Origin of the sequence: Streptomyces odontotermitis (assembly GCF_050510915.1) — a bacterium.
Classification (GTDB): domain Bacteria; phylum Actinomycetota; class Actinomycetes; order Streptomycetales; family Streptomycetaceae; genus Streptomyces.
In genome coordinates, this window is sequence record NZ_JBNJLS010000041.1 from 1 (window position 1) to 11,926 (window position 11,926).

At 68.6% G+C, this 11,926-nt stretch carries 10 protein-coding genes and 1 pseudogene; 5 read left to right on the forward strand and 6 right to left on the reverse strand.

Going from position 1 to position 11,926, the window contains the following annotated elements; genetic code table 11:
• Nucleotides 1-581, reverse strand: a 581-nt coding sequence (locus tag ACQB60_RS45490; protein ID WP_496931999.1) for a hypothetical protein, incomplete at its 3' end; no start/stop codon positions are given.
• A gap of 66 nt (nucleotides 582-647) precedes the next feature.
• Nucleotides 648-1,397 (reverse strand): transposase, encoded by a 750-nt coding sequence (locus tag ACQB60_RS45495; protein ID WP_496932000.1) that lies wholly within the window; start codon nucleotides 1,395-1,397, stop codon nucleotides 648-650.
• A gap of 93 nt (nucleotides 1,398-1,490) precedes the next feature.
• Here ACQB60_RS45495 and ACQB60_RS45500 point away from each other — a divergent pair, with 93 nt between their 5' ends.
• Entirely contained in the window at nucleotides 1,491-1,646 is a 156-nt protein-coding gene (locus ACQB60_RS45500; protein WP_496932001.1) for a hypothetical protein, read from the forward strand.
• Nucleotides 1,647-1,674: 28 nt separating this feature from the next.
• Here the strand turns inward: ACQB60_RS45500 and ACQB60_RS45505 are convergent, their stop codons facing one another.
• Nucleotides 1,675-2,154 carry a P27 family phage terminase small subunit gene (locus ACQB60_RS45505; RefSeq protein WP_496932002.1) on the reverse strand — a complete coding sequence of 160 codons (480 nt, stop codon included), beginning with the start codon at nucleotides 2,152-2,154 and terminating at the stop codon, nucleotides 1,675-1,677.
• Between the two features lie 2,074 nt (nucleotides 2,155-4,228).
• Complete coding sequence (locus ACQB60_RS45510) at nucleotides 4,229-4,411, reverse strand: hypothetical protein (RefSeq protein ID WP_496932003.1); 183 nt, start codon at nucleotides 4,409-4,411, stop codon at nucleotides 4,229-4,231.
• 114 nt (nucleotides 4,412-4,525) lie between these two features.
• Here ACQB60_RS45510 and ACQB60_RS45515 point away from each other — a divergent pair.
• Nucleotides 4,526-5,482 (forward strand): annotated as a pseudogene (locus ACQB60_RS45515) (transposase); the annotation flags it as partial.
• Nucleotides 5,483-5,491: 9 nt separating this feature from the next.
• Here the strand turns inward: ACQB60_RS45515 and ACQB60_RS45520 are convergent.
• Complete coding sequence (locus ACQB60_RS45520) at nucleotides 5,492-7,057, reverse strand: MDR family MFS transporter (protein WP_496932004.1); 1,566 nt, start codon at nucleotides 7,055-7,057, stop codon at nucleotides 5,492-5,494.
• Between the two features lie 28 nt (nucleotides 7,058-7,085).
• Nucleotides 7,086-7,691, reverse strand: a complete 606-nt coding sequence (locus tag ACQB60_RS45525) for an NADPH-dependent FMN reductase (RefSeq protein WP_496932005.1) — start codon at nucleotides 7,689-7,691, stop codon at nucleotides 7,086-7,088.
• Between the two features lie 102 nt (nucleotides 7,692-7,793).
• Here ACQB60_RS45525 and ACQB60_RS45530 point away from each other — a divergent pair, with 102 nt between their 5' ends.
• The 3 genes from ACQB60_RS45530 to ACQB60_RS45540 all read left to right on the forward strand — a co-directional run.
• A complete protein-coding gene (locus tag ACQB60_RS45530; RefSeq protein WP_496932006.1) occupies nucleotides 7,794-8,534 on the forward strand; it encodes a TetR/AcrR family transcriptional regulator in 741 nt (246 codons plus the stop codon).
• A gap of 527 nt (nucleotides 8,535-9,061) precedes the next feature.
• Complete coding sequence (locus tag ACQB60_RS45535) at nucleotides 9,062-11,026, forward strand: S9 family peptidase (protein ID WP_496932007.1); 1,965 nt, start codon at nucleotides 9,062-9,064, stop codon at nucleotides 11,024-11,026.
• 471 nt (nucleotides 11,027-11,497) lie between these two features.
• Nucleotides 11,498-11,926: hypothetical protein (locus ACQB60_RS45540; RefSeq protein WP_496932008.1), on the forward strand; the 429-nt coding region annotated here is incomplete at its 3' end.

The window sequence follows — 11,926 nt, forward strand, 5'->3', positions numbered from 1 at the left end:
CTGGTGCCGTAGGCGCGCCGTAGCCGCTCGTGCGGGGTGGCGGGCTCGGGCTCGCCCGGGTCCTCGCGCTGCCCGCCGCCCACGTCGCCCCACGGGGCCGGAGTTGTGCTCGCGCTCTCCGCGGCGAGGTAGGGCTTTGCCTTCAACAGCTCGTCCACAGCCTGTGTGATCGCTGCCATATCCACATCGTCCCCGTCGCCGGCTAGAGCGGCAACGTCCACCAGGGCGAGCGCGTCCGCGGGGTCACGGAGCCGACCAGCGGCAGCCGCTCGGACCTCGGCGCGCACGAGTTGTGCCGTGAACTCCTGCCGGATCTCGGCCCGAAGCGCGTCAAAGTCCGTGCCTCGCTGTGCTGCGTTCGCGCGGCGGAGCCGAGCCGCTTCCTTCTCGGCAGCCTCGCGCGCCTTGCGCTCCGTGGACAGCGCGTCCGCCTGGTCCTGATGCTCGTCCGTGCCCTGGTCCTGGTCGCCGTTCCTGCCCTCGGGCTTGGCACCCCGGTCCTGGTCCTGGTGCTCGGGCTTGGTCTCGCCCTGGTCGCCCTCGGGCTCTGTGCCGGGGGTGTTCTCCGGGTCCTGCGCCATGCGTGATCCCCCTTCATCGAATAGAGCAATTTAAGTTGCGAAACAACACTCATATAGTGAGCTTCTTCAGCGTTGCCGCTCCAGGGTGAGGACAGCTTTCGCGATTGGCGTCATGCGGTTTGGGCTGCATCGGGATCTGCGGAAGATCCGCCAGGACTTCAGGAGCGCGACGCCGCGTTCGACCGGCGCACGCGCCGCGACCAGGGCCCGATTCCGGGTCTTCTCGGTGAGGCTGAGTTCCTGCAGGGGCCTGCGTTTGATGCCCGTGGTCACCCAGGGGCCACCGCCCTGGTAGGCGAGATCGGCCAGGATAGGAACGCCCTGGCGCTCGCAGATGCGGATGATCCTGTGGGTGCGGGCCGCGGTCAGGTCGTGAGCTCGGCCCGGCAACGCGGGTGAGAGCCACAGCAGTCGACCATCCGGATCGGTGACCACCTGCACGTTCACGCCCTGCCGGCGGTGTTTGTGGGAGTAGTCGGCCCGTCCGTCGCCGACCCGGTCGCACTCGGCAAGCGTGCCGTCCAGCAGGACGAAATCCGTATCGGCCTCGCGCAGGACCTTCAGCAGACCCGGGGCACGGTCAGCCAGCAGGTCGATGACGGCGCTGGTGTAGGCGTGAGCGGTGGATTCGCTGATCCCGAACCCGGCAGCGATCTTCGCCAGGGTGATGTGCTCGCGCAGGTACACCAGTGCCACCATCGCACGCTGAGAGGGGCGGAGTTTGCAGCGGCGGTCGCCCTCACGGGTAACCACGAGCATCGTCACCCACTCCACGAGCGCATGTGGCAGGTCGAGTGCGGCAGGATAGATGACCAACGAGGCCCCCGAGCAACGTGATTGAGACGTCAGACATCTCGATCAACAGCCCGGGGGCCTCGCTCGTTGCACCTCACGGCCGTCACCAGATCGGTGACCATCTCGAAGAAGCTCAATGGCCGGAATGGCACGGCGAGCGGCGGGCACCTCGAAATAGGCGCCCTCGCGCTGCGGCGCCTGGTGGGCGAGGACGAGCGGGCGGGACTCGGCCGCATCGGCTATCTCGTCCTCGGTCAGCCCGAGTTCTAGCAGCGCGTCATACGGAACGGGCAGCGCGTCAGTCAAAGATCCCGTCATCGTCGCCCCCGCTTTCCGGCGGGGTAATCCGCGTGGCCGACGCGGGCGAGAGCCCGAGTTCGCCGACCAGCGAGCGGAAGTGATTCCGGTACTGGCCTGCGATCGTCACCCACGGGGACTTGACGTTCCCGCGCTCCGTCTCGACCACCAGGCCGGTACGGCTCAACTCGCGCTCGGCCTGCCAGAGTCGGGCGACCGTCACGCAATACTCAATGGTTGTCTCTCGCTGCGGGTCCGTCAGACCAGCAGAATGGACCAGGGCGGGAATCGTGCGCGCCCACACATCCGTCGCTTTCTCGCGCACGTCCTCGGCGCCGTCCCCGGGCAACAGTTCGGACCAATCCGGCTCGACCGGGGACACCGGGGCGAACGTCGCGCCCTCGGAGTTGCGGTCAGGGCGGAACGTACCCTCACGCACCGCCTGAGTATGGGGTTTGGGCTTTTGCCCGGGAATTGCCACGCTGCGTCACCTCCGCCGAAACGGCCTAATGGGCCATCAGAGTTTTTGCCTCCCTGCCGCGCCGGAACGGCGGAGGAGGGGAGTGCCCCCCTGGTCGGCGAGTCAGAACGGCGGAGCCTTCGGCGCCTTCTCGGCTGCCCAACCGCCCGGTTGATACTTCGCTGTCTCACGGCTATGGCACGTCGTGCACAGCGGACGAAGACGCTCGAACGCATCCGGATTCGCCACGCCCCGAGCCAACAACTCCCGTCGACTCAAAGGGAAATGGTCCGCCACGTTGGCCGTACGGCCGCACAGCACACACCACGGATGGGCGTACAAGTAGGCAGCCCGGATACGTGGCCATCGGCGCCCGTACGAACTACCACCAGGCGTGACCCTCCTACGGTTCGCCTCCCGCTCATGCAGTGCGCAGCGTCCCCCGCTCGTCAGCTCGGGGCACCCGGGGATCATGCAGGGGATACGGGGCTTACGGGGCATGGGGGCACCTCTAAACGGGGTGGGGAATCGTTTAAACGGGGTGGGGAATCGTTTCGTCATTCCCGTTCGAGTGACGGGCGCATTTTCGTGTAATGGGTCGGGTAGCACGTCAGCGGCGCCGCGCAGTGCGAGCGCACAAGCACGTAAATGCGAAGGTGGGTCGACCATGTTGCTTGCCCCTGTCTTGCTCCCCATTGTGGCTATCGCTCAGCTCTTCGGACTCGCTTAGGCACCTCCGTCCGGGAACCAGATAGACGTGGTGCGGACGGCACAGCGGTTGCACGTTGCCGTCCGTGCCGTGTTCTGCGGGGCGGGCGGACTCGAACCGCCTCTACCGCCGTGTTCGGCCCCGAGGCCAGCCGGACGCCTACTAGGACAGCGTGCACGCCTACACCGCACGCCTTCCGCCCCGTGCGAGCCCAGTCAAGGCCCGGACGGAACGGCGTCGTCGGAGCAGCGCCCCCCCCGTCAGCTCGGGGCACCCGGGGATCGTGCAGGGGGTACGGGGCTTACGCGGCATGGGGGGCACTCCTCAGGACGGGGAGGCGTCGAACGGTCTCTTTGTGACTCAGTTACCACCACCGATCACACGCGCAACGCGTTGGTTGACTTCAGCCCGGAAGACGGGGTGCAAGTCTTGGTATCCCTCTGGGGTCTCAAAAAAAGATGACCCTGGATTTAACTAAATCGGTGCACTGGTCGGGCGCAACGCCCGAGGTGGATGCTCGCCCAGGGTCTTTCCCTCTGGCCTCTGAGCGAAAAGGAAATCTACCACCGTGTCCGCCTGGGTAGCGCACATAACCCTGGTACCACGAATTATCCCCGTACTGCTTTTAGTCCTACTGCTCTCGCCCCTGTGGATCTCTGCCGTAGCCCTGTCTGCCGATCGACGGCAATTCGCCTTGGACGTGCTCACAGAGTTGCGGTGCTGGATTCACGGCGGAAAGGGGCGCTAGGAGCTGTACCGCACACCATCTGCGCTCGCACGGGCCTGGTCGGGTCCGTGCGAGGCGGTGTCACCACGAGCGGCCCCGAACTCCGTCGCCGTCTTGAGCTGATGGCCCCTGACCGTCATGGTCACCCCTGCCTCCGCGCACGACAGCGTGCCTGCCCGTGACCTGCTCTTTCGCCTCCGTCTCACGCATCCCGAACTCGTCGTCGCCTGGGCGGACTCCGCCTACGGCGGCACCTCATCGACTGGGCCCACTCCTTCCTCGGGCTCACCCTCAAAACCGTGCCCCGCCGCAAGGATCAGGACGGCTTCGCCGTCCTCGCGAAGAGATGGGGAGTGCAGCGGGCCATTTCGTGGGTCATGCGGGCACGCAGAAACGTGCGGGACTACGAGCGCCTCATTTCCCACAGCGAAGCCCACCTCACCTGGACCACCATCACCCTCATGGCCCGCCGTCTCACCCGGCCTCCCCGGCCACCCCACACCACTCCACACCCAGCCCAACCGGTCCAGGCCACCAACAGACCCACGTCCATCCGCCTGCGGACGCAGCCACACACCGTCCGGCCGGCCTCCGCGGCGCTCTCCTGAACAGAGGGCCCGCACCAAGCGCTGGTCAGGCGACCACCTCCACCCGAGTGGTCAGCGTCGCCCGCGGCCGGGCAGTTCGGGATGGGCCAGATTCCATGAGGCGGCCTTGGCACGCATCGTCCTGAGGTCCTTGCGCATCTGTCGCGCGAGGACTTGTTGCTGCTGAGCGCGGTTGTTCATCTGCAGGGCCCGCTGGGAGAGCCTCGCGAACCACTTGCCTGTCGGCACCGACATCCCCGCCCCCTACATCGCCGGAGATCACCATGTTCCCGGCGAGGCACTGTCCGTGGGCAGATGCCATTTGGCCCTCAGAGGTGACACTCGGCCCCAACTACGACAGTTGTCGGAAGCAGCCGTCCTAACCCAGTACGCCAGCTGCGGGCCGTGGTCGAGCGCCTGGTCGCGGCCGGGCAGTGGCAGTGCGGTGACCGGAATGTGCTGGTCGTGATGGACGCGGGCTACGACGTGATGCGCCTGGCCTGGGTGCTGCGTGACCTGCCGGTCGAATTGGTCGGGCGGCTGCGTTCGGACCGCGTCCTGCGACGACCCGCGCCCTCGCTCAAGGAGTACGCCGCGTCCTATCCCCAGGGCGGGCGGCCGCCCCGGCACGGCAAGGAGTTCAGCCTGGCCAGGCCCGCCTCCTGGCCCGAGCCGTCCGTGGTCACGGTGAACGACACAGCCCGCTACGGCAAGGCCGAGGCCCGCGCCTGGGACCGACTGCATCCCAAGCTGCAGCAGCGATCCGCGTGGATCGACCACGACAGCGAACTCCCCGTCATCGAGGGCACGTTGATCCGTCTCAACGTCGATCACCTGCCCGGCGACCGGGATGCTCCACCGGTCTGGCTCTGGTCCTCGGCCATCGGCGCCACCCCGGACGACGTCGACTTCGTCTGGTCGTGCTACCTGCGCAGATTCGACCTGGAGCACACATTCCGCTTGTTCAAGCAGTCCCTCGGCTGGACGAGGCCGCGGCTTCGCGCCCCGCAGGCAGCGGACCGCTGGACCTGGATCGTCATCGCCGCGCACACCCAACTCCGTCTTGCCGCACCGCTCACGGTCGACCGGCGCAAGCCCTGGGAGAAGACCACGCGTCCCGGCGAGACGCTGACACCGACTCGCGTCCGGCGCGGGTTCCGGCACATCCGTCCGCACCTCGCGTGTCCGGCCCGTGCACCGAAACCCAGCCGCCCGGGCCCCGGACGACCATCCGGCACCAGAAACCGGCACCCCGCCACCCGCTACGACGTCGGCAAGACCCTCAAACGCCCCGCAACCCTCACCGAACGTGACCGCCGAAGATAAGGAACAAGCTCATTCCGCGGGCGCCGCCTCGGTGTTCGACCGCAGCGGTGCCTCGCGGATCAGCCAGGCGGTCGCGAAGGTCACGGCGCACAGTGCGGCCGTGGCGAGCATGACGCCGTGCAGCCCGCTGGTGACCCCGGTGCGGAACGCGTCCCGCACCGGCTCGGGCAACCCGCGCAGCATCGTGGGCGTCAACTCGCCGCCTGCCAGGTGTTTTCCGTCCCGGCCGAGCCGGTCCGTGAGGGTGTCGGTCATGCGGCCGGTGTAGAGGGAGCCGAGCACGGCGACGCCGAGTGAGCTGCCGATGGTGCGCAGCAGCGTGGTGGTGCCGCTCGCGGCGCCCATGTCGCGGGGCTCCGCGCTGTTCATGGTGATCAGCAGGGCCGGTTGCAGCAGGCAGCCGAGACCGGCGCCGAGCACGAACGTCAGCGCGGAGGCCACGGCCGTGGCGGTGTCCGCCTCGACCATGAGCAGGGCGAGGGCGCCTGCGGTGGCGACCACACCGCCGATGATCGGGTACGCGCGATACCCGCCGCCGTTGCCGACCGCCCGGCCGATGGTGAGCTGCGCGCCCATCATGCCGAGCATCAGCGGCAGCAGCAGGAGACCGCTCTGCGTGGACGACATGCCGCGGACGAACTGCATGTACTGCGGCAGATAGCTCGCCGCCCCCATCATCGCCGCGCCCGCGAGGAAGGTGAGCACCTGGGCGAGCGTGAAGTTGCGGTCGCGGAACAGGCGCGGCGGGATGACGGGTTCGGGTGCGCGCTGTTCGACGCGGACGAAGGCGGCGAGCGCGGCCGCCGCGAGGAGTGCCAGGCCCACGATCTGTGGGGAGATCCAGTCGTACGTCGTGCCACCCCAGGTTCCGAGCAGTGTGAGCGCCAGAATGCCCGCGGAGAGGAGCCCGGCGCCCGCGTAGTCGATGCGGGCCGTGCTGCGCTCGGTGCGCAGCCTGACCAGGAGGCCGACGATGAGCAGGGCCGCGGCACCGACGGGCACATTGACGTAGAACACCCAGCGCCAGTCCAACTGGTCGGTGAGGAAGCCGCCGAGCAGCGGTCCGCCGATCATGGCGACGGGCAGCATCACGCCGATCATCGACTGTGATCGGCCCGCTTGCGCGGGCGGGAGCAGCGTCCCGAGGAGGGACATCGCACCCACGAAGAGGCCGCCCGCGCCGACCCCCTGGAGCGCGCGGAAGGCGATCAACTGTCCCATGTCCTGGGCGAGTCCGCAGAGCACGGACCCGACGAGGAAGACCGTGATCGAGGTCAGATAGCTGCCCTTGCGGCCGTAGAGGTCGCCGGCCTTGCCCCAGATCGGGGTGGAGACGGCGCTGGTCAGGAGATAGGCCGTCACCACCCAGGAGAGGTGGTCGAGGCCGCCGAGGTCGCCGACGATCGTCGGGAGCGCGGTGCCGACGATCGTGCCGTCGAGCGTCGCCAGGATGATGCCGAGCAGCAGGCCGAGGATGACGAGGCGGGAGGGCGGCGCTGTCGCTGTCGCTGTCGCTGCGGCTGTGGATTCCGTGGCCGCGGAGGGCGGGGCGGCTTGGCCCGTACGCTGTTTCATGGCTTCCCCCAGGTGTTTTGACGTGGCGTCAGGCGGCGTACGGGCGGACGGCCTTGGCGTCTCGCAGGGCGTGGCCCCACCAGGCGAGTTGGTCCAGCATCGACTTGGCTGCCACGTCGCTCGCCGCGTCCTTCATGGCGTGGTCCTCGTCGAACAGGGTCCAGGAGTACTGCAGGCTGACCGTGTTGCGGATGGTCGTCGCGTTCAACTCGGCCATGACGAGGCGTAGTTGCTCGACGGCGCGCAGGCCGCCCGAGATGCCGCCGTAGGAGACGAAGCCGACCGGCTTGGCGTGCCACTGCTCGTTGTGCCAGTCGATGGCGTTCTTCAGTGGTGCAGGGAAGCTGTGGTTGTACTCCGGCGTGACGAAGACGAACGCGTCGGCTGCGGCGAGGCGCGGTGAGACCAGGGCGAGGGCTTCGTCCGTGCCGGGTGCGGCCGGCTGGCCGAAGGCCGGGAAGACGGTGGGCAGCGGGGTCTTGGCCAGGTCGACGACGTCGACGTTCATGTCGTCGCGCTGGGTGATGTGCCCCTTGATCCACTCGGTGACGACGGGGGCGAAGCGGCCCTCGCGGGTGGAGCCGACGAGGACGGCGATGCGGAGTGAGGCCGGGGTCGGGGTGGTTGTGGACATGGGTGCCCCTTGGGTCGTGTGCGACTGGATGTGTACGACGTATCTTTCGCGTACAACGTACACATCGATGTGTACGTCGTCTACAAGGGATACGGTGTACGCATGGCCACACAGAAGAAGGGCGAGCCCGAGGTCTCGCTCTGGGAACGCATGGAACGCCCGGCAGCCACGCAGCGTGCCGCGCTGACGCCGCAGAAGATCGCGGCAGTCGCGGTGAAGGTCGCCGACACCGAAGGCGTCTCGGCTGTCACCATGCGCCGCCTCGCCACCGAGCTGGGTGTCGCGCCCATGGCCGCCTACCGCCATGTCTCCGGCAAGGACGACCTGTGGGCACTGATGGTCGACCGGGTCACGGCCGAGGTCGTCGTCCCCGAGGACGTGACCGGCTGGCGCGAGGTGCTGCGCGCGTACGCCATCGGCAGCCGCCGACTGATGCTGGATCACCCCTGGCTCGCCCAGCTCCCCACGCCGCACTTTGCCCTGACGCCGAACCGGATGGCCATGGCCGAACGGCAGTTGGCTGCCCTGGAGAACCACGGCCTTAACGCCGACACGATCATGACGGCGTTCCGCACCGTCGGCGCCTATGTGCACGGCGTCAGCCAGTCGGAGGTGGCGCTGCGCCAGTACATGGAGGACAACGGCTGGACCAGCGGCGACGAGACGCGCCGCGGACTCGCGCCGCAGATGATGTACCTGATGGACACCGGCCGTTACCCGGCCTATCGGCGCTACGCCCTCGGAGCGGGCCGCAAGGACGACGCCACCTGGCAGTTCGAGACGGGGCTCGACTGCGTCCTTGACGGCATCGGGGTGCGGCTCGGCCTGGAACCGCGGGCATGACGGAGCCTCGGCCTCCTGGACGGAGAGGGCCGGGGCTCCGGTGTGCGGGGATGACCAGGTCCTGCGGATCATGCCTGGGACGCGGCGCGCTCGCGTAGGCGGGCGACTGTCACCCGAGCTGTGCCGAGGTGAACTCGTAAGCCCTCAGGAATGAATGCCTGTCGCACCTCGTGGCGACCGCCCGGTTGATCTTCAACTTGCCGATCAGCCGCTCGACTTCGTCCCTGCGAACGTAGCGGGCCTTCTGGAAGCTGGTGGGCCGACCGCCTCGGCTCCCACGGCGCAAGCGATTGGGCTGCTGATATCTCGGCTCAGGGATGGTGTGCTTGACCTGTCGGCCGGCGCAGCAGAAATGCGCTGCGTTGCGGCCCGCACGACGTGCTGGCTGTCGCCTCACGCCGATTTCAGGAGTCCTGAAAGACCATGAGCGAGCCCCATGACGTCACATCTCCGAAACCCGACTGACGCAGGCTCCTCTGGGCGACAGGATGTCGATTTGCCGTACTGACGAGTGAAAGGCAGTCCGCATGCCGCACCCTGCGCCGCAACCGGCTCCCGAGTCGACCGACCTGCTCTCCGCGGAAATGGTGGTGGACATGGTTGCCCCCGTGGCACCGGCCGTTTCGCCGGACGGTCGCCTGGTCGCCTACGGTGTGGTCGCGAACAGCGGAAGGGGCGGACGTCCGCACAGCGCTATATGGGTCGCCGCCGCCGATGGCGACACAGCCCCACGCAGGCTGACCGACGGCACGGCCCGCGACGCCGCCCCGAAATGGGCGCCGGACTCGGCCCTTCTGCTTTTCACCTCCGACCGCGAGGAGCGCGGCACCGCTCAACTCCAGCGGATCCTTCTGGACGACAGCGAGGACAGCGCCAAGGCAGAGACCCTGACCAGGTGGCGCGGGGGCATCTGCGACCACTACCCGCTCACCGACGGCCGCACCGTCGCTCTGCTCGCCGAGGACGAGCCCACCGCGGAGGACGAACGCCGGGAGGCCGAGGGTGACGACGCCAAGGTCTGGGGTCGGCACCTCCTGGTCACCCGGCTGCGCCTGTTCGACCTGGCGACCGGCCTGGTCCGCACCGTGAACGGCCTCGGAGACCGCCATGTCGTGGAGGTGGCCCAGCGTCCGGACGGCGGCCCGCTGGCCGTGCTGAGCTGGGCCACCCCCGAGCTCGACCCCGGCGTCACGACGGCAAGGCTGCATCTGGTCGCCCCGGAGACGGGAGCCGTCCAGGATCTGGGCCCCGTCGGAGTCGAGGCCCAGTCTCCGGTCTGGTGGAATCACGACGGGAAATGGCATCTGGCCCACCTGGCGGTGACTCCTGGGCACTTGGCAGGCGGGCTTGCCGTGATCGACACGGTCCCGTCGGCGAACGGCCCGACCGTCGCACAGCGCAATCTCACGGTCGGCATGTCCGCCTGCCCCACCGAGCTGGTACAGGTCGCCGAGGGGCCGCCCCTGGCGCTGTTCGCCGAAGGGCTGGATACCGCGCTGTACCGGCTCGATCCGCAGTCGCTACGGTTCCACCGATTGTCCTCTGCAACCGGCACGCTCGCCGGGCTCACTGCGAGTCACTCCGGAGAGACCCTCGCTGTGCTGGCGAGCACCGCGTACGAGCCCAGAAGCGTCCACGCAGGACCCACGGGCGGGCCACTGGTCCGGCTCAGCGACACCAGTCCCGAACTGCGCAAGATCCGCTGGGGTGTCCAGGAACGGCTCAGCTACCGGGCGTCCGACGGACTCGAGTTGGACGGCCTGCTGATCCTGCCTGTCGGCCGGGCTCGGGACGACGGTCCCTTCCCGCTTGTCACCTTGGTCCACGGAGGGCCCTACTTCCGCTCCGCCGACGAGTGCGCACTCACTGTGGTCGACTGCGGGCAGTGGCTGGCGGCGGCCGGCTACGCGGTCTTCCTGCCCAACCCCCGGGGCGGGTCGGGCCACGGCCATGAGTTCGCCGCCGCGGTGGCGGGCGCGGTGGGTGGCGACGAGTGGACCGACATCCTCGCCGGGATCGACCTGCTGGTCGCCGGGGGAGTCGCCGATCCCGAACGCCTGGGTATCGGCGGCTGGAGCCACGGCGGTTTCATGGCGGCCTGGGCCATCGGCCAAACCGAGCGGTTCAAGGCCGCCGTGATGGGCGCCGGCATCGGCGACTGGGGCATGCAGGCCGGGACCGGCGACGACGGCATCCTGGACGCGGCGCTCGGCGGCAGCACCGGCTGGGAGGGACCGGGCCCGCACCTCCACGACCGGAACAGCCCGATCTCCTCCGTGTCCCGGATCCGCACCCCGGTCCTGATCCTGCACGGCGAGCAGGACACCAACGTGCCCCTCGGCCAGGCGGTCCACTTCCATCGCGCACTGCGCCACTTCGGCGTCGAGCACGAGTTCATCGTCTACCCCCGAGAGGGCCACGGGCTTCACGAGCGCGCCCATCAACTCGACGCCCTCCGGCGCACCCGCGCCTGGTATGACCGCTGGCTGTAGGCCGCCCGTACCGGGGTGGGCACCAGGTGGTGACCTATGAGTGGCGAAAGCGAGCTCTTGGGCCCAGATCGTCGATGCGCGTAAGCGGAGGCTCGGATCTGACCTCGAATGCCGCCTCGTACGTGCTCCCTCATCCGGGGATTCGCTGGGCGCGCTGACGGCCGACGCACAATTGTGCAAGGCCGGTGACCTCGCCGGTCGATCTGACTCTCCCGGCCGAACACCGGCGTGGGCGCGGTGCGTTGTACGACGCGCTGAACTGTGGGCGCGTCGACGCCAGACGGCCTCCTGCGCCACGGAGCAGGCCGGTGCGGGTGCTGCGGCTCGTAGGCTGCAGGGACTCCACCTCGCGGGTTGAAGTGCCGGTGGCCGGCGGGACACACGTGGGGGGTTGCCGCCCTGGGGCGTTGCCTCTCGAGGCGCTCCCCGTCGGCCATCACCACCGACAGGCCGACCCACACCCTCGGATCGATGATGCTCATCGTGCGCTCACGGGGGCGGTGCGTCGACTGCCCTACTTACACCGGCAGTTCAGATCCCTCAGGGCCGCTCGGCGACCCGGTGATCCGAACGGGGACGGCCTCGGTGCAGGATGAGCTCGTGCTTCCTCTCCGACTGCTGTGGCGTGATCCCCGGCCCATACCCCGGTTCAACCGGCAGGAGTCGGTGACCCGGATTGTTCGTGATCCCGGCTTCTACGAGCCGAGCGATGAGGACGACTGTTCAAGGTTCGGGTACTTCTGCCAGGCCCATGACCGCCCCTACTGGCACGAGTCCTGCGGGCAAGGGCCGCATGTCATCGCCCTGCACTGCCAAGAGCACGGGTCCGAGAACATGTCGCCGCAGCCACTGATGCTGATGTTCCCAGAAGGGTTCGACCCCCAGCTGAGCGATGCGCAG